The 22,454-nt window shown below is 37.6% G+C and carries 22 protein-coding genes; 21 read left to right on the top strand and 1 reads right to left on the bottom strand.

Translation table 11 applies throughout. The features are described 5' to 3' along the window. Nucleotides 1–33: 33 nt before the first annotated feature. Complete coding sequence (locus RZ55_RS05755; protein WP_057175952.1) at nt 34–1,767, bottom strand: phospho-sugar mutase; 1,734 nt, start codon at nt 1,765–1,767, stop codon at nt 34–36. A gap of 161 nt (nt 1,768–1,928) precedes the next feature. On the opposite strand from RZ55_RS05755, the gene RZ55_RS05750 reads away from it, so the two are divergent. The 21 genes from RZ55_RS05750 to RZ55_RS05650 all read left to right on the top strand — a co-directional run bounded on the left by RZ55_RS05750 (nt 1,929) and on the right by RZ55_RS05650 (nt 22,425). Further along, nucleotides 1,929–2,585 (top strand): NAD(P)H-dependent oxidoreductase, encoded by a 657-nt coding sequence (locus RZ55_RS05750; protein ID WP_054483817.1) that lies wholly within the window; start codon nt 1,929–1,931, stop codon nt 2,583–2,585. A gap of 272 nt (nt 2,586–2,857) precedes the next feature. Beyond that, nucleotides 2,858–3,832, top strand: coding sequence for a beta-ketoacyl-ACP synthase III (locus RZ55_RS05745; RefSeq protein ID WP_034532414.1), 975 nt, complete (start codon nt 2,858–2,860; stop codon nt 3,830–3,832). Between the two features lie 38 nt (nt 3,833–3,870). Continuing rightward, nucleotides 3,871–4,113: an acyl carrier protein gene (locus tag RZ55_RS05740; protein ID WP_034532415.1), complete on the top strand. Its 243-nt coding sequence runs from the start codon at nt 3,871–3,873 to the stop codon at nt 4,111–4,113. 33 nt (nt 4,114–4,146) lie between these two features. Then, nucleotides 4,147–5,046 carry an ACP S-malonyltransferase gene (gene fabD, locus RZ55_RS05735; protein WP_034534262.1) on the top strand — a complete coding sequence of 300 codons (900 nt, stop codon included), beginning with the start codon at nt 4,147–4,149 and terminating at the stop codon, nt 5,044–5,046. Nucleotides 5,047–5,048: 2 nt separating this feature from the next. Further along, complete coding sequence (locus RZ55_RS05730; RefSeq protein WP_034532417.1) at nt 5,049–5,789, top strand: SDR family oxidoreductase; 741 nt, start codon at nt 5,049–5,051, stop codon at nt 5,787–5,789. 46 nt (nt 5,790–5,835) lie between these two features. Beyond that, nucleotides 5,836–6,273, top strand: a complete 438-nt coding sequence (locus RZ55_RS05725) for an acetyl-CoA carboxylase biotin carboxyl carrier protein (RefSeq protein WP_034532418.1) — start codon at nt 5,836–5,838, stop codon at nt 6,271–6,273. A gap of 50 nt (nt 6,274–6,323) precedes the next feature. After that, nucleotides 6,324–6,689 carry a 3-hydroxyacyl-ACP dehydratase FabZ family protein gene (locus RZ55_RS05720; protein ID WP_051592197.1) on the top strand — a complete coding sequence of 122 codons (366 nt, stop codon included), beginning with the start codon at nt 6,324–6,326 and terminating at the stop codon, nt 6,687–6,689. Between the two features lie 20 nt (nt 6,690–6,709). Next, a complete protein-coding gene (locus tag RZ55_RS05715) occupies nt 6,710–8,083 on the top strand; it encodes an acetyl-CoA carboxylase biotin carboxylase subunit (protein ID WP_054483815.1) in 1,374 nt (457 codons plus the stop codon). After that, complete coding sequence (locus RZ55_RS05710; RefSeq protein ID WP_171823259.1) at nt 8,073–8,891, top strand: acetyl-CoA carboxylase carboxyltransferase subunit beta; 819 nt, start codon at nt 8,073–8,075, stop codon at nt 8,889–8,891. Before RZ55_RS05715 ends, RZ55_RS05710 begins: the two co-directional genes overlap by 11 nt. A gap of 15 nt (nt 8,892–8,906) precedes the next feature. Then, the gene (gene accA / locus RZ55_RS05705; protein ID WP_034532422.1) at nt 8,907–9,674 is read left to right on the top strand and encodes a carboxyltransferase subunit alpha; all 768 of its coding nucleotides are present in this window, start codon (nt 8,907–8,909) and stop codon (nt 9,672–9,674) included. A gap of 42 nt (nt 9,675–9,716) precedes the next feature. Then, entirely contained in the window at nt 9,717–10,478 is a 762-nt protein-coding gene (fabI, locus tag RZ55_RS05700; RefSeq protein ID WP_034532423.1) for an enoyl-ACP reductase FabI, read from the top strand. Then, nucleotides 10,471–11,061 (top strand): 4'-phosphopantetheinyl transferase family protein, encoded by a 591-nt coding sequence (locus tag RZ55_RS05695; RefSeq protein ID WP_057175951.1) that lies wholly within the window; start codon nt 10,471–10,473, stop codon nt 11,059–11,061. Before fabI ends, RZ55_RS05695 begins: the two co-directional genes overlap by 8 nt. Before the next feature lie 366 nt (nt 11,062–11,427). Next, nucleotides 11,428–11,871 carry a 3-hydroxyacyl-ACP dehydratase FabZ gene (gene fabZ, locus RZ55_RS05690; protein WP_034532426.1) on the top strand — a complete coding sequence of 148 codons (444 nt, stop codon included), beginning with the start codon at nt 11,428–11,430 and terminating at the stop codon, nt 11,869–11,871. A gap of 13 nt (nt 11,872–11,884) precedes the next feature. Beyond that, a complete protein-coding gene (fabF, locus tag RZ55_RS05685) occupies nt 11,885–13,123 on the top strand; it encodes a beta-ketoacyl-ACP synthase II (RefSeq protein ID WP_034532428.1) in 1,239 nt (412 codons plus the stop codon). 115 nt (nt 13,124–13,238) lie between these two features. Beyond that, nucleotides 13,239–14,228 carry a UDP-glucose 4-epimerase GalE gene (gene galE, locus RZ55_RS05680; protein WP_057175950.1) on the top strand — a complete coding sequence of 330 codons (990 nt, stop codon included), beginning with the start codon at nt 13,239–13,241 and terminating at the stop codon, nt 14,226–14,228. 102 nt (nt 14,229–14,330) lie between these two features. After that, the gene (locus tag RZ55_RS05675) at nt 14,331–15,239 is read left to right on the top strand and encodes an aldo/keto reductase (protein WP_057175949.1); all 909 of its coding nucleotides are present in this window, start codon (nt 14,331–14,333) and stop codon (nt 15,237–15,239) included. A 98-nt stretch (nt 15,240–15,337) separates the two neighbouring features. After that, nucleotides 15,338–16,249, top strand: a complete 912-nt coding sequence (locus tag RZ55_RS05670) for a DMT family transporter (RefSeq protein WP_054483813.1) — start codon at nt 15,338–15,340, stop codon at nt 16,247–16,249. A gap of 103 nt (nt 16,250–16,352) precedes the next feature. Further along, nucleotides 16,353–16,964, top strand: a complete 612-nt coding sequence (locus RZ55_RS05665; protein ID WP_034532431.1) for a TetR/AcrR family transcriptional regulator — start codon at nt 16,353–16,355, stop codon at nt 16,962–16,964. 14 nt (nt 16,965–16,978) lie between these two features. After that, nucleotides 16,979–19,669, top strand: coding sequence for an MMPL family transporter (locus tag RZ55_RS05660; protein WP_057175948.1), 2,691 nt, complete (start codon nt 16,979–16,981; stop codon nt 19,667–19,669). 137 nt (nt 19,670–19,806) lie between these two features. Then, nucleotides 19,807–20,730: a YczE/YyaS/YitT family protein gene (locus RZ55_RS05655; RefSeq protein ID WP_053792959.1), complete on the top strand. Its 924-nt coding sequence runs from the start codon at nt 19,807–19,809 to the stop codon at nt 20,728–20,730. A gap of 303 nt (nt 20,731–21,033) precedes the next feature. After that, on the top strand, nt 21,034–22,425 hold the full coding sequence (locus tag RZ55_RS05650; RefSeq protein ID WP_053792958.1) for an amino acid permease: 1,392 nt from the start codon (nt 21,034–21,036) through the stop codon (nt 22,423–22,425). Nucleotides 22,426–22,454 lie beyond the last annotated feature (29 nt).

Below are 22,454 nucleotides of genomic sequence, written 5' to 3'. Positions count from 1 at the left end.
CGTTATTAACATTATGTTAATAACGCTTTTTGGTTAGACGAGTTGTTCAATTAATTGATCGACGGCATTTTCATATGTCTTTAGTTTGTTGTTAACAGCATCAGCAGAATCATCAACAGTTCCTAAGTAGAACTTAATCTTTGGTTCTGTTCCTGAAGGACGGATGGCAAACCATGTACCATCATCAAGCCAATATTTTAATACGTTAGCTTCTGGTAGTTCAATTGTTTCAGTAGAACCATCAGCGTTAGTCTTGGTAGAAGTTTGGAAGTCTTCTAGCGATTCGACTTTTTGGTTGTTGAATTCGTTTAATGGGTTTGAACGTAGTTCGTTCATGATGTTTGCCATCTTCTCTTTTCCTTCAATACCACTAAAGGTCTTTGAGATGGTCTTTTCTTCATGATAACCGTATTTCTTGTAGATTGATTGAAGACCATCGTATAATGTTTGGCCTTTTTGCTTGTAGTAAGCAGCAACTTCAGCAAGTAATACAGTTGATTGGATAGCATCCTTATCACGAACGAAAGGCTTAATTAGGTAACCAAAGCTTTCTTCAAAACCAAATAGGAAAGTGTGATCTTTGTTTTCTTCGAAGTCCTTAATCTTTTCAGCGATGTACTTGAATCCAGTAAGAACGTTTTGCATTTCAACACCGTAGTTGTTAGCAATCTTAGTTGCTAGTTCGGTAGATACGATTGATTTAACGACGGTTCCATCAGCTGGTAGGTCGTTGGCGTTCTTCTTGGCAGTTAGGATGTAATCCAATAGCACTGAGGCGATTTGGTTACCGGTCATTAGTTCGTATGAACCATCTGGTTGCCTTACGGCAGCACCTAAACGGTCAGCATCAGGGTCGGTGGCAATTAAAACGTCGGCGTTTTCTTCGTTACCTAATTTGATAGCATAGTTAAATGCTTCTGGGAATTCTGGATTAGGGAAGTCCACTGTTGGAAATTCTGGATCAGCAATTGCTTGTTCCTTAACTAATGAATAGTTCTTAAAACCAACATTATCTAAAGCACGACGACAGATGATTTTACCTGTACCGTGAAGAGGTGTGTAAACGAATTTTAATTCCTTACCAACTTCTCTAATTAGGTCGTGGTTAACGTTAACTGTCTTGACGTTTGCTAGGTAGGCATCATCAACGTCTTCACCAACAACTGATAGAAGTTGTTTATCTCTTAAGTCTTTTACGTCAGCAACGTCGATTGCAAATACATCTTCGGCTTTTCTGACGTAGTCGGTAATCATGTCAGAAGCCTTTGGTGGCATTTGACCACCATCTTGACCGTAGATTTTGTATCCATTATATTGCATTGGATTATGACTGGCAGTAATCATAACACCGGCAAAAGTATTTAGGTGTCTAATTGCAAATGATAATTCAGGAGTAGGTCGAATATCATCAAACACGTAAGATTTGATGTTGTGTTGTCCTAATACTCGAGCAGCTTCATATGCGAATTCTTTTGAGTGATATCTTGAATCAAAACTAATGGCAACACCACGTTTTTTTGATTCTTCATCTAATGTATCCATGTAAGATGCTAGACCTTCGGTAGCTTGTCTAACGGTGTAGATATTCATTCTGTTGATACCAGCACCAATTAATCCACGCATACCGGCAGTACCAAATGACATGTTAGTACCAAAAGCATCGTTAATTTCTTCATTATTATTAGCGATTTTTGCTAGGTCATGTTTTACGGATTCATTTAGGTTGGGTTGATTAACCCATTTTTGATATAAGTCTTGTGCGTTCATAATAAAGTCTCCAATAAACTTATTTAAATTACATTTTAAGTATAGTTAAATCAGCATAGCGCGTCAATTTTATTACGCTTATGTTAAGTGTATATTGTTGAACTTAAATAAATCTTTATGTTAAGTTACATCTACTATATACGTAAAAGAGGTAGATAATAATGGATAAAAACGAAGAAATTATTAAAACTGCTCACCGTCGTTACGCTACAAAGAAGTTCGACGCTGATAAGAAGATTTCTGACAAGGATTGGGACACAATTATGGAAGTTGGCAGACTTTCACCTAGTGCCTTTGGTTTTTCACCATGGAAGTTCCTTTTAATTGAAAATGAAGATGTAAAAAAAGACATCTATGAAGATGCCTGGGGTGCTCAAAATAGTCTAAATGGTGCTAGCCACTTCTTAATTATTTTGGCTAAGAAGGGTATTACTGCCACAAGTAAGTATGTTCAACACATTACTGAAGATGTTAGTGGTCACCACTTTGCACCTGACTCACCATTCTCAAAGAAGTTCGATGACTTCCAAAAGACCCAATTTGATTTAACTGATGACAGAAAGCAATTCGACTGGGCATGCAAACAAACTTACATTGCATTAGCTAACATGATGACTGCTGCAGCTGAATTAGATATCGACAGTTGTGCGATTGAAGGATTCAACCGTTCAAAGATTGAAGATATCCTAACTGAAAAGGGTATCTTAGATCCTAAAGAATGGGGTGTTTCAGTAATGGCTGGTTTCGGTTACCGTGATCAAGACATCACTCCAAAGAAACGCCAACCAATGGATGAAGTTTACAAAGTAATCAAATAATAAATAATAAAAAGCCACCTATTATAGGTGGCTTTTTAATTTTATAAGAAACACCAATGTTTAATGAGTTACATAATATATAATGCGTAACTTTTAAAAATATGGATGGAAAGTATACCTAAACCGTTGATATATCAATGTTTCTTCGTTAACAAGACGTCGATATGAGTTATTATCAGTTGAAAAAAAGGGGAAATTAATTAAAAATAAATGAGTGGTATTTTATGGATACTATCGAGAAAGTAAACTAAATTCAGTTTAGAGGAGATATCATGAGCAGTTTTTCAATTTTAGCTACTGCTAAAGCTGTTCCTGAAAAGATAGTTACCAATGACGATTTAGCTAAAATCATGGATACTTCTGATGAATGGATCAGTAAAAGAACCGGGATTAAGCAACGCCGAATCGCCACTAAGGAAACTAACACTTCTTTAAGTGCTGAGGTTGCTTCGCAATTACTTAAGAACGGAAACGTTGATGCGAATGATATTGATTTTATCATTGTAGCTACGATGTCTGGAGACTACCATATGCCATCAACTGCTTCTGCAGTTCAAGGTATTGTTGGTGCTAAGAATGCTGTTGCATTTGATATCAGTGCTGCGTGCTCTGGATTTGTTTTCGCTACTCATATTATGCACTCGTTATTTGAACTAAAGCCTAACGCTTTAGGGATGGTAATTGGTTCAGAAAAAATGAGTAACTTGATTAACTGGGAGGACAGAACCACCGCCGTATTATTCGGGGATGGTGCTGGTGGAATGCTAGTTTCGAACCAAGGTGATGGAGAAGTATTATCCAGTAACTTGAAGAATTATGGAGATAGAAGAGAAGCTCTTCTTGCTGGTCATATATTGGGAAATGAAACATTTGGACCACGAGATGATGACGACACAGATCGTTATTTGCATATGGATGGTAGAGAAGTATTTAACTTCGCAACCAAGAATGTTCCATTATCAATTAAAGAAGCAGCAGAAAAAGCTGGGATTGAGTTAAGTGACATAAATCACTTTGTGTTACATCAAGCTAACGCTCGAATTATTAAATCAGTAGCCCGTAAATTAGGCGTTAGTAAGGACAAATTCCCTATCAATATTAATCTTTATGGGAACACCTCTGCAGCTAGTGAACCTATTTTGTTGTCAGAAATGATGGAAAATGGTTTAATAGCTAAGGGAGATATTATCGCCCTTTCTGGTTTCGGTGGTGGCCTAACCACAGGAACTATTATTTTAAGGTATTAATTTATTATTTTAATTTTATATATGGAGTGAATTATATTATGGCAGACAAGAACGCAATTTTTGACAAGGTAAAAGAAATCGTTGTAGATCAATCAGACGTTAAGGCTGAAGACATCAAGATGGACACTAACTTCAAAGAAGAACTAGACCTAGACAGTTTAGACTTATTTGAAATCATCGATGCTCTAGAAGACGAATACGACATCGAAATTGACAGTGACAACGACATCGCAACTGTACAACAATTAGTTGACTACGTTGCTGGTAAAGTTGAAGAATAATAATTAGTTTTAATTAACTAGGAGTGTTTAAGTTTGAATATTTGTTATCTATTTAGTGGCCAAGGTAGTCAATTTAAGGAAATGGGACAGGATTTGTATAAGTCAAACCCTGTGTACAAACGTACAATTGACGAGGCCTCAGAAACATTGAATTTAAACTTAGCTGATCCGGAAATTTTTGATAATCCTAATAATACTCAAATCGCTATTTTGACGATGAGTGTAGCTATTCATCGTATTTTAGAAGACAAAATAGAGAAACCTGTTGCAATGATGGGATTGAGTTTAGGCGAGTATAGTGCTTTAGTTGCTGCTAAAGCACTATCTTTTAAATCAGGGCTAAAGCTAGTACACGATCGCTCACATTACATGGATGAAGCAGGTAAGCAAAATCCAGGTTCTATGGCTGCTGTATTGGGTCTTAGCCCTGATTTTGTGAAGAGCGTTTGTGATGAAATTGATGACGTTTACCCAGCTAACTACAACAACAAGTCACAAGTTGTTATTGGTGGTACTAAAGAAGGGGTTCAAAACGCCATGGAAGTATTGAAGGAAAAGGGTGCAAAACGTGTGGTTCCACTACAAGTTGCTGTCGCTTCACATACTCCATTGATGCAACCTGCGTCAGATCAATTAGCTAAACGTCTTGAAAGTGTCGAATTTGATGAACCTCAAGTAGATGTAATCAGTAATACTACCGTAAAACCATTTGCTAAGGACACCATCAAGGAAACATTAGTTAACCAACTAATCAATCCAACACACTTCATGCAAGATGTTGCTTCATTAGAAGACAAAAACATTGACGCTTTTATCGAAATCGGTCCAGGAAATACGCTAAGTAAGCTTGCTAAAAAGACATTAAAGGCTGATACATACAATGTAGAAAGTGTTGAAACTCTAGATGCCTTATTAGATAAGTTAGGAGAATAATTATGGAAAATAACGAAAAACAAGTAATTCTAATCACTGGTGCAACTAAGGGATTAGGTTTAGCTGACGCAGTTCGTCTAGCTAAGGATGAAAACAATATCGTAATCGCTAACTCACACCGTCAATTGAATGAAGAAGAATTGAAAGCTTTCCAAGCTAACTTCGATTCAGAAATTGATGTATTGGTTGGAGACGTTGCTTCAGAAGATGACGCTAAAGCAATGATTGACAGTGTTATTGAAAAATACGGCAAACTAGACGTATTGGTTAACAATGCCGGTATTACCCAAGACACTCTATTAACTAGAATGAAGGGTGATTCATTCAAACAAGTATTAGACACTAACTTGTTTGGTGTATTTAACATGACTAAGTTTGCTATGAAGAAGATGCAAAGAGCTCGTAAGGGTTGCATTATCAACCTTTCAAGTATTGCAGGTCTACACGGTAACTTAGGTCAAGCTAACTATTCATCTACTAAGGCCGGTATCGTAGGTTTAACTAAGACTACAGCCCAAGAAGGTGCTCTACGTGGAATCCGTTGTAATGCGGTTGCTCCAGGTATGATTAAGACTGCTATGACAGCTAAACTAGGCGACAGTTACATCGCAGATTGGGAAGAAAAGATCCCAGCAAAACGTTTTGGTACTCCAGACGAAGTTGCTCAAGTTGTTGAATTCTTAATCAAAAACGAATACATGAATGGACAAGTAATCACCGTTGACGGTGGATTAACTATGTAATCAAAGTTAAGTAAGAACATTCTTAATTAACAGGAGATATAAAAACATGGAACAAAAAGACATTGAAAAGTTAATGGACAAGTTCGACAAGTCCAGCATGAAAGAATTTAAGATTACTGCCGATGATGGTACTGACTTATACTTCAGTAAGTTAGAACACGCTGCAGTACAAAACGTTGCTCAACCAGCTCCAGCTGCTGGCGCAACTGCAAGTGAACAACCAGCTGCTAAACCAGCAGCTTCAGGTGCAAAGATTAAGGCTCCACTTGTTGGAATCGTATACTTTGCCCCAAGTCCTGAAAAACCAGTCTACAAAAAAGTGGGCGATCACGTTAAGAAGGGCGACACTGTTTGTGTAATCGAAGCCATGAAGGTTATCAACGAAGTTAAGAGTCCCGTTTCTGGAACTATTACTAAGAAGGTTGCTGAAAATGGTGACATGGTTGAATACGATCAACCAATTTTTGAAATTGAGGAGGACTAATTTTGGACTATAACGTACAAGATTTCATTCCTCAAAGATTCCCATTTCAAATGTTAGACAAGATTATTGAAGTAAGACCTGGTGAAGGTGCAAAGGCTGAAAAGCTTTTAACTGTTAACGAATGGTTCTTCTCAAAGCAACATCTTGAATTTGGAATGCCAAGACCCATCGCGATGGAAATGTTAGCTCAAACTGGAGTTTGCGCATTACTATCAATGCCTGAATACAAAGGACATAATGTTTTCTTTGGTGGTATCAAAGAAGCTACTTACAAAGACAGCTTTAGACCAGGCGACAAGTTGGAACTAGCTGTTGAAATGACAAAGCTAAAGAGAAACATTGGTGAAGGTCATGGAACAGTTACTAGAGATGGCGAAGTTATTTGTGAAGGTACTTTAATCTTTGCAATTGAATAAGTTCATAAAGGATGAGTGAAATGTTTAAAAAGGTATTAATTGCTAACCGTGGTGAAATCGCGGTGCAAATCATAAGAGCACTTCATGAGATGGACATTAAAGCTGTTGCCGTTTATTCAACTGCCGACAAGGATAGCATGTTCGTTAAATTAGCCGACGAATCAGTATGTATTGGTGGTCCACAACCAAACGAATCATACTTGAACATGGCTGCAGTGATTGACGCTGCAATTTTAACTGGATCAGAAGCTATTCACCCCGGTTACGGATTTTTATCTGAAAACGCTGAATTTGCTGAACTTTGCGAAAAATGTTCAATTAAGTTCATTGGACCAAGTTCAAAAGTAATTGATTTAATGGGAAATAAATCTCATGCCAAGGCAGCGATGAAGAACAGTGGAGTACCAACCATTCCTGGTTCAGATGGCTCCATTGATACTCTAGAAGATGCTTTAAAACTAGCGGATGAAATTGGTTATCCGGTTATGCTTAAAGCTGCTGCCGGTGGTGGTGGTAAAGGTATTCGTGAATGTGACGATGAAGAAGCATTAAAGGAAATCTTTAACACTACCAAGCGTGAAGCGAGAATTTCATACAATGACGATTCATTGTACATGGAAAAAGATTTAAGTGATGCTAAGCATATTGAAATGCAAGTTATCGCTGATCAAAAGGGAAATGTTGTTTACTTCCCTGAACGTGACTGTTCTCTACAAAGAGGTCACCAAAAGATTATTGAAGAAACCCCATGTATGGAAGTTTCTCAATCTCAACGTGATTATCTAGGTAAGCTTGTTGCCAAAGCAACTAAGGAAATTGGTTACGAAAACACTGGTACTTTCGAATTCCTATTGGACGAAAAGACCAACAATTTCTACTTCATGGAAATGAACACTAGATTACAAGTTGAACATACAGTTTCTGAAGAAGTTGCTGGAGTTCAATTAATCAAAGCTCAAATCCAAGTTGCCGCAGGTGAAGCATTACCATTCACACAAGATGACATCAAGGTAGATAGTTACGCAATCGAATGCCGTATTAACGCCGAAGACCCTGCACATGGTTTCTTACCAGCACCAGGTACTCTTCGTAAGGTTAACTTCCCATTCGGAACTAAGGGTGTTCGTATTGACTCAGGTGTTGAACAAGGTGACACCATTTCTCCTTTCTATGATTCAATGATTGCTAAAATCATTGTACATATGCCTGACAAGCCTCAGGCTGTCGTAAAAATGAGAAGAGTAATTAATGAATTTAAGGTTGATGGAGTTAAGACTAACCGTCAATTCCTAAATGATTTGTTACAAGACAAACATTTCAATGATTCAGATTTCAATAATCTATACATTGAAAAATCATTCTTGAAAGAGTGGTTGAAAAACGTTGAAGAATAATAAATCAGAAGAAACCAAAGATTTACAAACTCTAATGGACAAAGTTCCAGATCATTTGTTTATCAAATGTCCAGTTTGTGAAGAAAGCTTTTACAACAAGAAGTTAGGGGGATACAAGCTATGTCCTAACTGTGGTTATGGTTTTAGACTTGGCGCACAAGAAAGAATCAACATGACTGTAGATGAATTCACACCAATCGATTCTGAAATTAGTGCACCAAAGCGTTTCTTAGGCGACGAAAAGTACGCTGGAAAGCTTGAAAAGTCAAAGAAGGCCACTGACCTAAACGAAAGTGTTCAAACCGGTTTTGCCAAGATTGGTGATACTGAATTTGCCCTAGGTGTAATGGATTCTCGTTTCATCATGGGGAGTTTAGGTACAGCCACTGGTGAAAAGCTTGCTAGATTATTCGAACAAGCAACCGAAAAGAACTTACCAGTAGTTGTCTTCTCATGTTCTGGTGGTGCCAGAATGCAAGAAGGAATCCACTCATTAATGCAAATGGCTAAGGTATCACAAGCGGTATCTGATCACGCCGAAAAAGGATTGCTATACATTTCTGTACTAACTGATCCTACTACCGGTGGGGTTACTGCTAGTTATGCCATGGAAGGAGATATCAATATCTCTGAACCACACACATTAATCGGTTTTGCTGGTCGTCGAGTTATCGAAAAGACAATTCAACAACGTCCACCAAAGGATTTCCAACGTGCAGAAACTCTACTTAAGAATGGTTTCTTAGATGCCATTGTTAAAAGAGATGAAATGAAATCAGTATTAGCCAAGTTATTGGCTTGGAATTAGGGGGATATTAGTATTATGGGAAAAGCATACGATCGTGTTTTAGCGGCTAGAAGTGCTGATAAGATTAGTATCCAAGACCTAGTTGCTGGAATTACTGATGACTTTATGGAACTACACGGTGACCGTGCTTACAGCGATGATCCTGCAGTATATGCTGGTATCGGAACTATTGCTGGTCAACCAGTTACCATTACAAGTATCCAAAAGGGTAACGACACTGACGAAAATATCGAAAGACATTTCGGTTCAGCTGAACCTTCTGGATACAGAAAAGCTTTACGTTTGATGAAACAAGCGGAAAAGTTTAACCGTCCAATCATTAACTTGATTAATACACCTGGTGCATATCCTGGTATGGACGCTGAATACAAGGGTCAAGGTTACATGATTGCTCAATCAATCATGCAAGGACTTAAGTTAAAAGTGCCATACATCAGTGTTATCGTAGGTGAAGGGGGAAGCGGTGGAGCCTTAGCTCTAGCTGTCGGTGACACCGTTTGGGCCTTAGAAGATAGTATCTACTCAGTGCTATCACCTGAAGGCTACGCCACAATCTTGTGGAAAGATTCAAGTAAGGCAGCAGAAGCTGCTGAACAAATGCAACTTACACCAAAGGAACTATTAGACAATGAAATCATTGATAAGATTATTCCCGAAGTCAAAGATGCAAAATCAATGCAAAACTTCAAAGAAGCTTTAATTGAAAAAATTAATGAACTTAACAAATTACCTAAAGAAGAATTATTGGCCCAACGTCACGAACGTTACCGTAAATTCAACTAATGTAATTTAATTGATTTGTATATTTTAGGAGGCCAAATCATAATGTCAAACTTATTAGATGGAAAAACAATTGTTGTTATGGGTGTTGCTAACAAACGTAGTATTGCCTGGGGTTGTGCTAAGTCACTAATGGATAACGGTGCTCAAGTTATCATTACTTACCAAAATGAAAGATTAAAGCGTCAATTAGACAAGCTTGTTCCTGAAGGAACTGAAATGATTGAATGTGACGTTTCTGAAGATGCAAACGTTGAAAAGACTTTCCAAGACATTCAAGCTAAATTTGGTAACATCGATGGTGTTATTCATGCCATTGCTTACGCTGACAAGGAAACTCTTGAAGGTGGCGTTATTGATGTTAAGAAAGATGGTTACAACTTAGCTCAAGACGTTTCAGCTTACTCACTAATCTCAGTATCACGTTACGCAAGTCGTGTTATGAACCCACAAGGTAGTATTGCTACTCTAACTTACATGGGTTCAACTCGTGCTATCCCTTCATACAACATGATGGGTGTTGCTAAGGCTGCTCTAGAAGCTAACGTTAGATACCTAGCTTCAGACTTAGGTCCTAAGAAGATCCGTGTTAACGCTATCTCAGCTGGTGCCATCAAGACTCTAGCTGTTACTGGTATCAAGAACCACGGTGACCTATTGAAGGAATCAGAAGCAAGAACTGTTGACGGTGAAGCTGTTGACATCCACCAAGTTGGTGACGTTGCAACATTCCTAATGAGTAACCTATCATCAGGTGTTACTGGTGACTTGATTTACGCTGATAAGGGTGTTCATTTACTTGCTTAATAATACAGAAATTTTTATCGATTCTATTCAAAATCCAAAGTACCAAGAAATCTTCAAGAAGGCTGATGTTGATTTTACTAAGTATAATAAACGTCAAGCAATTGTAGGTAATTTGATGCTGGCAGATTACATGGGAATTAGTATTGATGAATTATTGCATGGTGACCTTTTCTACTACGGTGATCATGGCAAACCATTTCTAAAATCAAAGCAATTTCAATATAATATTTCAAACTCATATGATTTAGTAATCTTAGCGGTTTCTGATCAAGAGGTTGGAGTAGACATTGAGAAGTTGCGTCCATTTACTTACAAACGAATTACTAGTGCGTTTACTGATAACGAACTAAATTACTTAAGTAATCTAGACGAATCAGTAGAAGGGAATGAAACCCTTAAGTTATGGACAATCAAGGAAGCAGCATTAAAATTAGTCGGTACTGGTTTATCTGGTAAGGTTAAGAGTGTCGACATTGATGTTGATACCAAGAAATCTGCTAAACGATTAGATCGTAAAATTAAATTAACTGATATTGAGGTAGCTGATGGTTACGTTGGAACCCTTGCTACATATGAGGATTAATATCTGCCGTTAAATGATTTTCCGGGGTAATGGGATGCTCAAACATTAAACGAATCAAATCATGATAATTAGATGATTTCTAATGAAAAAACGGCAAAATAGATATACATTCAACCATGTGTCACATAAGGAAATATACGTAAAACACCGCTATGACAACGTTTTATTTATTTTAATTAATAAAAAGAGTCTTGTACGTTGTAACTTAGTATGGTAATTGTTAAACTTATTTATGTTGATTAGTTCATCTAGATATCAAAACTAGATGAAGAGGTAATCAATAATCCTATTGGATTAGGATCATAAATTAGATTAATAAAAGACGTTTAATTGTTAAAATTTTGAATTATAAGAGGAGTGCTTATTGTGAGTGTTTTAAATACAACAGAAATTATGGATTTAATTCCAAACAGATACCCAATTCTATACATCGATAAGGTTGATGAATTAATCCCTGGTGAAAAGGTAGTTGCTACCAAGAACGTTACTATCAACGAAAACTATTTCCAAGGTCACTTCCCTGGAAACCCAGTTATGCCTGGTGTTTTAATCATCGAAACTATGGCTCAAACTGCTTCAATTCTTATTTTGAAGAGTGAACAATACAAGGATAAGACTGCTTACCTTGGTGAAATTAAGGGTGCTAAGTTCAGAAAGATGGTTAAACCTGGTGACGTTGTACGTTTCGAAGTTACTATGGGTAAACAAAAGAAGAACATGGGACAAGTTGACTGTACTGCTTACGTTGGCGACAAGAAGGCTTGTTCAGCTCAACTAACATTTATCGTTCCAGACGTAAAACGTAAATAAGGAGGATAACTCTATGGAAAAGCGTGTTGTAATTACAGGTATTGGTGCCGTTAGTCCTTTGGGTAACGACGCTAATACATTTTTAGACAATATTTTTGCTTCAAAGACAGGTATTGCTCCAATTTCAAAGTTTGATGCTTCAGAAACTGGTGTTACTCTAGCTGCCGAAGTTAAAGATTTTGATCCGCTAGAACGTATCGACAAGAAGATTTCAAAACGTATGGATGACTTCTCACGTTACGCTCTATACTCAGCTTACGAAGCTATGGAACAAGCTGGCCTAAAAGAAGGCGAATTTGATCCAGATGAATTAGGTGTTATCTATGGTTCAGGTATTGGTGGTTTAACAACTATCCAAGAACAAGCTATTAAGATGTCAAAGAAGGGTCCAGGTCGTGTATCTCCATTCTTCGTTCCTAACTCAATCATTAACATGGCTGCTGGTAACATTTCAATTAACTTAAATGCTAGAAACACTTCTCAAGCTATCGTTACTGCTTGTTCATCAGGTACTAACGCAATTGGTGATGCATTTGACTACATTCGTTTTGGTAAAGCCAAGATGATGATTACTGGTGGTTCAGAAGCCTCAGTTAACGAATTAGGTATTGCTGGTTTCGCAGCTTTATCAGCTCTTTCAACTTCAGAAAAAGTAGAAGATGGTTCAATTCCATTCGATAAGGACAGAAATGGATTCGTTATGGGTGAAGGTGCCGGTACTTTAGTGCTTGAAGAACTAGAACATGCCAAAGCTCGTGGTGCTAATATCTTAGCCGAAGTTGTTGGTTACGGTACTAACTCAGATGCATACCACTTAACTGCTCCAAGACCTGACGGTTCAGGTGCTGTTGATGCTATGAAGTTAGCTCTTAAGGATGCTAACGTTGATCCTAAGGACGTTGACTACGTTAACGCTCACGGAACAAGTACTCATGCTAACGATTCAGCTGAATCACAAGCTATCAAGAAAGTATTTGCTGACAACGACCACATCAAGGTAAGTAGTACAAAGGGTATGACTGGTCATGCTCTAGGTGCTGCTGGTTCACTAGAAGCCGTTATCATGGTTGGTGCATTACAGCGTCAACAAATGCCAGTTAACTACGGTGTTAAGAACATCGATCCAGAAGTTGAAGTAGAACTAGTAAACGAAGACAACAAGAAGTCACCAGTTAACTACGAAATTTCAAACTCATTTGGTTTTGGTGGTCACAACGCAGTTCTTGTATTCAAGAAGTACGAAAACGACTAATAAAACAACTAAAAGACGCGGTATAATACCGCGTCTTTTTTTCTGGAATTTATTGAATTTTTAAGGTTTCTGATTGATAATGAAGGTATAAGCAATTTAAAAGGAGTATTCTTATATGGCAATTTTAGTACCAGGTGGAGCCGGCTACATCGGTTCTCACACCGTAGATCGTTTAATTGAAAAAGGCTACGATGTTGTCGTTGCAGATAACCTAGCAACTGGACACTTAGCTAGTGTCAACAAAAAAGCAAAGTTCTACGAAGGAGACATCAGAGATGCTCACTTCCTTGATAAAATCTTTGATAACGAAAAGATTGATGGAATTATCCACTTTGCCGCTAATTCTATCGTTCCAGAATCAATGGAAAAGCCATTGAAGTACTTTGACAACAACACTGGTGGAATGATTACTCTACTAGAAGCAATGCAAAGACACAACGTTAACAACATTATCTTCTCTTCTACCGCCGCTACTTACGGAGAACCTGAAAGCATTCCAGTTAAGGAAACTGACTCTCAAGTTCCTACCAATCCTTATGGTGAAAGTAAGTTAATGATGGAAAAGATGATGAAGTGGGCTGACGTTGCATATGGCATCAAGTACACCGCATTACGTTACTTTAACGTTGGTGGAGCTAAGATGGACGGATCAATCGGTGAAGACCACGGTCCAGAAACTCACTTAATCCCAATCATCCTACAAGTTGCTCAAGGCACTCGTGATAAGCTACAAATCTTTGGTACAGACTACCCAACCAAAGATGGTACTAACGTTCGTGACTATGTCCATGTTGTCGATCTAGCAGATGCTCATATCCTAGCCCTAGACAGATTAATGAAGGGTGGAGACTCAGAAGCATTTAACCTAGGTTCATCAACTGGTTTCTCAAACAGAGAAATGCTAGAAACTGCTCGTAAGGTAACCGGTAAGGAAATTCCTGCCGAAGATGCACCAAGAAGAGCCGGTGATCCAAGTACCTTAGTTGCTGAATCAACTAAGGCCCGTGAAGTACTAGGATGGAAACCTCAACATGACAACGTTGAAGACATCATAGCTAGTGCATGGACTTGGACTCAAAAGCACCCACACGGCTACGAAGATTAATATTTAATTATATTTGATTATAATCATTTCTTTTTTCTTGAAAATTAATTCTAGGGGCTTTACCATAAAGTTGAACTTAAGAAATAGGAGGCTGAATTTTCTATGAACAGATTAGAAGGACTTGAAGAAACAACCACTCTAAACAATGGCGTTGAAATGCCACGTCTTGGATTAGGTGTTTGGAAGACAGATAATACAAGTGCTAAAGAATCAGTTAAAGAATCAATCATCAAGGGTTACCATTTAATTGATACTGCAAAGCAATATGGTAACGAAACTGGTGTTGGTGAAGGAATTAAAGAAGGTTTAGCTGCAACCGGACAAAACCGTAAAGACTTATTTATCACAACTAAGTTATTTAACGGTGATCAAGGTTATGAAAGTACGATTAATGCCTTAAATGGTACACTAAAACGTCTAGATTTAACTTACATTGACTTATACTTAATGCACTGGCCAGTTGATGGCAAGTACATTGATACTTGGAAGGCAATGGAAGAACTTTACCGCCAAGGTAAGATTAGAGCTATCGGTATTTCAAACTTCGATAACGAAAGATTACAAAACCTACTAGATCACAGTGATATTGTTCCTGCCGTTAACCAAATGGAATTCAATCCAGTTAACCAAGAAAAGGATATCCTAGAATTCAATAACCATGCTGGTATTCAACTAGAAGCATGGTCACCACTTGGTGGTGGGGAAGCCTTATCTAATGAAGAAATCAAGAAGATTGCTAACAAGTACAACAAGTCAGTCGCTCAAGTAATTCTTCGTTGGGACTGGCAAAAAGGTGTTGTAACCATTCCTAAGTCATCACATGAAGAAAGAATTATTCAAAACTCAGATATCTTTGACTTCAAGTTATCAGAAGATGACATGAAGACCATCGAAGGTATCGACAAGCAAAAGCGTAGTTTATGGTACCCTGATTTTGAATGGCACACTACCGGTAAAATGACAGATACTGTAGATAAGTGGGACGATTCTCCTGCTAACTACAAAGACTAGTTATACTAACTATTCAGAAAAAAGCGTTGTCTTTAATGACAACGCTTTTTCTTTTGTCCTATAATAGTATTAAACAACAAGAGAAATGGAGAATTGGATTGGAAAATAAGACACAAGCGCAAAAAAGATTAATCGGTGGAATTCTAGCCGTAACTGGGGCAATTCTTTGGGGGATTCAAGGTCCAGTATCACAATTTTTATTCCAAGATAATAACCTATCACCGGAATGGTTAATGGGAATTAAGATGGGAATTTCAGGGATTGTGATTCTACTATTCACTAACTTCGTTAAAAAAGAACCCGTAATGGATCTTTGGAAGAAGCCAAAGAATCTGGGTGTGTTTGCTGCCTATGCCGTATTTGGTCTAGCTGCTGTGCAATACTTGTACCTAGTGACAGTTAACCTAAGTAATGCCGGAACGGCGACTGTGCTACAAAGTTTGGGAACGGTACTGATCGTTATCTTTACCGCCATCTTTTACCATCAATTGCCAAACAAGTACGAAGCAACCGCCGTATTGGTTGCACTAATCGGAACCTGGTTATTGGTGACTAAGGGTCATCTAACCCAGTTAGCAATCTCCACCCCAGCACTAACTGCCGGACTATTGTTAGCGTTAGCGGGAGCAATTCAAACGATGCTACCGGTAAACCTATTGAAACGTTTTTCAACACTAGTGGTTGTCGGATGGGCAATGCTAGTCGGTGGAATCATCTTTACCATCGTTCATCCTTTCTGGGTGGATGTACCCAAGCTAACCTTAGGAACTGTATTGGGTGTCGGATTTATTGTCTTCTTTGGAACAATGATGTCATTTATTTGTTTCATCAATAGTTTGAAATTCATTTCACCTACAGTAGCAGGGATGTTAGATACGTTTGAACCACTATCAGCTACCATTGGGGCCGTCATTTTCCTCAATACATCATTTAATGGTGCAGAAGTTATTGGTGGAATTTTGGTGTTAAGCACGGTATTTATCCTGGCTTTAGGAAATAAAAACGAATAAAAATAAAAAAGATAATGAACAACGTGTTGACTTTCTCAGCACGTTGTTTTTATAATGTAATTGAATTATTAGATAAAGTGATTTTTTGAGGGGAGACGTAGGTATGGTTAAACAAGATCGTAGAACAATCCAAACCAAGTCCCAAATTACTGAAGCCTTAATTGAATTGATTCATACTAAGGGTTTCAATAATTTAAATGTTACTGACTTAACCAGAACAGCCGGAATTGGTCGTGGTACGTTTTACATTCATTATTTAGATAAGTTTGATTTATTGTCAAAGACAGAAACACGTTTATTAGGTGAAATTCAGGATATTTTAAATGCTATTGTTCCAGAAGAATTAAAGGCGTTTTCTGAAAATAGTGAAAATACTCCATCTGAATTAGTAATTAAGACACTTGATTACTTTTACCAAAATTCCAAATTATTGTCTGCATTGCTATGCCCAGACGGTGATCCATATTTAATCGGTAAGATTAAGAAGATGTTTAAAGAAGTGATTGTTGAATCATTTCATGCTGCACCTTCTGAAATCGAATTCCACCCAGGAATTCCCAAAGATTATGTGATGGAAATCATTTTGGATAGGTTGATGAGTATTGTTGTTTATTGGATGAGCAAAGAACATCCAGAGTCTCCTAGTGAAATCGCTGAAATCATTAAAACGACGCAAAGAACAGCGCCTCAAGATTTAATTAATATCAAAAAATAAGGGGGAGAATTCAAATGCCAAAGTTTATTAAGAAGTATACTGGTAGCTTGATTGCATGGCTGGTTGTAGTAATCCTAAGTGTAGTCTTTTTACCAAACATGTCTAACTTAGTAGCACAAAAGGGCCAAACTAAGATTCCAGCTACTTCACAAAGCCAAGTCGCTGAAACCATTCAAAAGCATTGGGGTCATGGTATTAGTAATACCATGGATACAGTTGTTGTCTTCAACAACGGTAATAGTAAAATCACTTCAAGTGACCAAAAGAAAATCGATGCTACAATTCAAAAATTAAAGGACAACAAGTCCGAATACGGTATCAAGGGTGTAACTGCACCATTTGATAACGACGCAACTAAGAAGCAATTAATTTCCAAGGATAAGACCACTGAAATTGTGCAATTAAACGTAACTAAGAAGCGTTCAATCCAAAGTGTTAACAACCAACTTAAGGATGCTGTTAAGACCAATGGAGTGAAGACTTACGTTACAGGTGGGGATATCCTAAACGATGACTTTAGAGTTTCTACACAAGAAGGAATTCAAAAGACTGAAGTTATCGCCGCTGTATTTATCTTAATCGTATTGATTATTGTATTTAGATCACCAATCGTGCCATTGGTATCACTATTGACTGTGGGGGTCTCATTCATCGTTTCATTGAGCATTGTGATGAACCTTGTTCAATACTTCGGTTTCCCACTTTCAAACTTCACTCGTGTATTCATGGTAGTTGTACTATTCGGTATCGGTACTGACTACAACATCTTGTTATACAACCAATTTAAGGAAGAATTGAGTAGGGGTAAGGATCAAATCCAAGCAACCATCGACGCAAGAAAAGTTGCCGGAAAGACCATCCTATACTCAGGTACATCAGTATTGATTGGTTTTGCAACATTAGCACTAGCTAAGTTCTCAATTTACCAATCAGCCGTTGGTGTGGCTGTCGGTGTGGCCGTATTATTACTTGTATTGGTAACATTGAACCCATTCTTCATGTCAGTTCTAGGTAAGAACATCTTCTGGCCATCAAAGAACTTCGAGGGTGAAGGTGAAAACAAGCTATGGAGCTTCTTATCAAACAAGTCAACCAAGTGGGCAATTCCTGCTATCGTCTTGGTACTAGTTGTAACTGTTCCATTCATGGCTACTTACAAAAACAACCTAAACTACGACAACAGTGTGGAACTACAAAACAACGTTCCCGCTAAACAAGGACTATTGACTGTTCAAAAGCACTTCTCAAAGGGGACTGCTGAACCTTCAACTATCTACATTAAGTCCGACCACAAGCTAAATAACGAAAAAGACTTGAATGAAATTGATCGACTAACCCAACAATTGGGTAAACAATCAGGCGTAAAGACTGTGGCATCAGTCACTCAACCAAGTGGTATGCCAATTAACCAACTTTACGTAAACGACCAACTAGAAACATTAAATTCCAAGATGAAGACAGCTAAGAAGGGTATTAGTACCATCAAACAAGGTACTAAGAACTCATCATTCAACGCTACTCCATTGGAAGACATCGGTTCTTCAGCCATGACAATTGGCCAATACCTAAAGAATATTCAAGCAATGAGTAGTCAAACTGGTAGTACCAATGGTCAAGCTGTATTGACTCAATTACAACAAAAGATGGCTTCAGTGGGTCAACCATTAAGCCAAGCACAACTACAAATTGTAGGTGCATTATTACAACAAAGCGCAACTAAGCAACAAACACTAATGAGTGGTTTACAATCACAATTACAAGGCATTGCTTCAAATACCCAAGGTATCGGTGACAATGCCAAGGCGTTAGCCGCTCAATTGAAAGAAACCCAAGCCAAGCTAAAGAAGGCTGGCGTTGGTTTAGATAAAATTGAAAAGGGAATGGGTAGTGCTAATTCTTACCTAAGTTCTCTATCAAACTCACAAGCTTCTGATTCATTCAACATTCCAGAAAGCGTCCTAAAGAGTGACACATTCAAGCGTTCAGTTAACACTTATCTATCAGAAGATAAGAAGACCGCTAAGATCACTGTTGTTCTAGACAAGGACCCTAACTCTGAAAGTGCAATGAACCAAGTTGATAACCTACAAACTAAGGTATACAACAATATCTCAGGTACCTCATTAGATCACAGTGTGGTTGCAATTGGTGGTCAAACCGCAACTACTTCTGATACTCACCACATCGCAAGTTCTGACTTCTTGAGAACTGCAGTTATCATGGTTATCGGAATTATGATTGCATTAATGGTTATTACCAGATCAATTCTTCAACCATTCTACATCTTAGGTACTCTAATCATTGCTTACATTTCATCACTAAGCATCACTAAGCTAATTAGTTCTGCTGTATTAGGTGAAAAGTTCCTAACTTGGAACACACCATTCTTCACTTTCGTAATGCTAATCGCATTAGGTGTTGATTACAGTATCTTCTTGATGATGAAATACCGTGAATTCGGTAGCGTTGACGCTACACCTGAAAGACAAATTCAACATGCCTGTGCCGTGATCGGTACGGTAGTTATCTCAGCAGCTATCATTTTAGGTGGTACTTTTGCAGCTCTAATGCCATCAGGAGTATTAACTCTAATTCAAGTTGCTATTGGGGTAATTGTTGGATTAATCATCCTAGTATTTATCATTCCAATGCTAATTTCAGCATTAATTAAATTGACTTATGGCCAATCTGACGATAAAGAATAGATGAAAATAATACGAATGAGAGACGATGGATTTACCATCGTCTTTTTTGTATAAATTATTTCATTTAGAATGATAAAAGAGTTATAATGTAAGCGCAATCATAATTGAAATAATAAACATTAAGAAGGTATAAAATTATGGAAAATATTTCATACGATAACTCAAAAAACGTTATTAATAAGCCGCTAGATTTCTTTTTACGTGCGATTATGTCATTAATAGGGGTTACCTTAATTGCTTTAGGTGCCGCCTTTATGCGCTCAGGACATGTCGGTATTGACCCATTCACCGCAATGAATGCAGGGATGGCTACCAAGTTAGGAACTTCATTGGGTTCATTTCAACTATTCGCTAACTTAGTATTATTCATTATCGTTTTAATTTTCGATCGTAAACAAATTGGGCTAGGAACCATCTTTAACATGGTCCTAGTGGGATATGAAATTGAATACTTCAGTACTTTTTACTCAATGATTTTCCCAGGAAAGATTAGTATTCCAATGATGATTTTCGATGCGCTTGTCGGTATTTTAGTGTTTACATTAGGTACTTCTATCTACATGGCTACCAAATTAGGGGTATCTCCTTATGATGCATTAGCACCAATTATTTCTGAAAAGACACACATCCAATACAGAAAGGTCAGAAGTGCTCAAGACATTATCTTCATGATTGTGGCCATTCTAGTATCCGGACCATTTGGAATTATGACCATCTTCACCGCATTCTTTGCTGGATCATTGATTAGTTTCTGGAACAACACCATTAGTCGCGAGCTAATGACTCACATCGATCACTTCAGTCAAAGACCAAGTCTGCACGATGCTGCTGGTGGATTAGTTAGTTTAGGAAAACGTGGTTACGATATCGTAAGCAGCGCTTACAAGGATACCTACATTATGCAAAAGCAAATGTCTGGCTACACTAACACCGAGATTGAAGAATTAATTAAGAAAACTAACGATAATATGAGAAAAAATCAACAAGTCCAATTGATTCTTAATAAGCGTTTGGAATCATTAAACGCTGAATTAAAGGAAAGAAGAGCTAAAGATAAATAAAAAACTTGCATTCTCCATATATTTTCGGTAAGATTATTACAAATAAATGAACGAATAAAAATTGGAGGTTCAATCATGGCTGCTTGTTGTATTCTGACAATAAAACAAGATAATAATAATTTCTTCTTTAATCTGAACTAGTCGTTTAGTATAGTACGTAGAAGAGATTATTTCGCTATGAAAACTTCGGAAGCACTAGAAAAATGACTGGTAAGCAGTTATTCTTTCTAGTGCTTTTTTTACCGCACTAGTTAGGAGAACTAGTGCGGTTTTTATTTATTCATGTAAAAAAGGGGGATTTTTATGAATATTCTGTCTAAGGTGAATCGTAAGACATCATTGGCTAAGTTCATCGATAGGGATCAAAATTTACAAAGAACTATCGGCACTAAAGATTTAATCATGATGGGAATCGGCGCGGTTATTGGTGCAGGAATTTTCGTAATACCAGGAACGGTTGCAGCTACAACCGCTGGACCAGGAATCATCCTTTCATTCGTAATTGCGACAGTCGTATGTTCACTTTGCGCAATGTGTTATGCTGAATTTTCATCAGCATTACCGGTTGCAGGGAGTGCATACACATTCGGTAACGTTGTCTTCGGAGAAATTACTGGATGGATTATAGGATGGGGATTAATTCTTGAATACATGCTTTCAGTAGCAACTGTTGCATCAAGTTGGTCAGCTTACTTACAATCATTACTGGCTAATTTCGGAATCCACATGCCAAAGGCCTTATCAGCTAACTATGATCCGAATCACGGCACATATGTTAACCTGATTGCGATTCTAGTAGTGTTATTGATTTCATGGATTTTAACTAGGGGTGTTAAATCATCCACACGTTTAAACGACATAATGGTTTTAGTAAAAATTGCGATCATTATTGTCTTTGTAGTTGCCGGGGCATTCTTTGTTAAGCCTACTAATTGGAACCCATTTATGCCATTCGGTGTTAGTGGGGTCTTCACAGGGGCTTCATTAGTGTTCTTTGCTTACCTAGGTTTTGATGTTATTGCTGCCTCTGCAGGTGAAGTAAAGAACCCTAAAAAAACGATGCCTATCGGAATTATTGGGACATTAATTATTTGTACAATCTTGTACATACTAGTTTCAATTGTTCTTACAGGAATTGTACCTTATACAAAATTAAACGTTTCAGATCCAGTAACATTTGCACTACAAATGATTCACTTGGACAAACTTGGAATTTTAATTTCATTGGGTGCGCTAGCAGGTATGTTTACAATGATGGTAAACATGGTATTTAGTAGTTCACGTCTAATTTACTCCATTGGTCGTGATGGACTTTTACCTAAAAACTTGAGTAAAATAGACACTAAGAAGAACGTTCCAATTCACAGTGTTATCTTTGTAACAATTGTGATCGCCCTAATGGGTGGGATTTTCTCACTAGATAAGCTAGCAAGCCTAGTTAATATTGGGACATTGATTGCCTTTACATTCATGTCAATTGGGATTTTATTCCTAAGAAGACGTAAAGACATTAAAAATGATGGATTCAAGGTTCCATTATATCCAGTCTTACCAATCGTATCTGCGATAGCTTGTGTATACCTATTAACACAACTACCACTTGATACATGGATTTTAGCAATCATCTGGTTTGCTGGAGGATTATGTATTTATTTTGGTTATGGAATTAAACATAGCCGTTCAAACAAATCATAATGACAATTTTTTTGCCATTATGAATAAAC

This window comes from Apilactobacillus kunkeei (genome assembly GCF_001421115.1).
Taxonomy (GTDB): Bacteria; Bacillota; Bacilli; order Lactobacillales; family Lactobacillaceae; genus Apilactobacillus; species Apilactobacillus kunkeei_F.
This window is presented reverse-complemented; position numbering and strand designations above follow the sequence as displayed.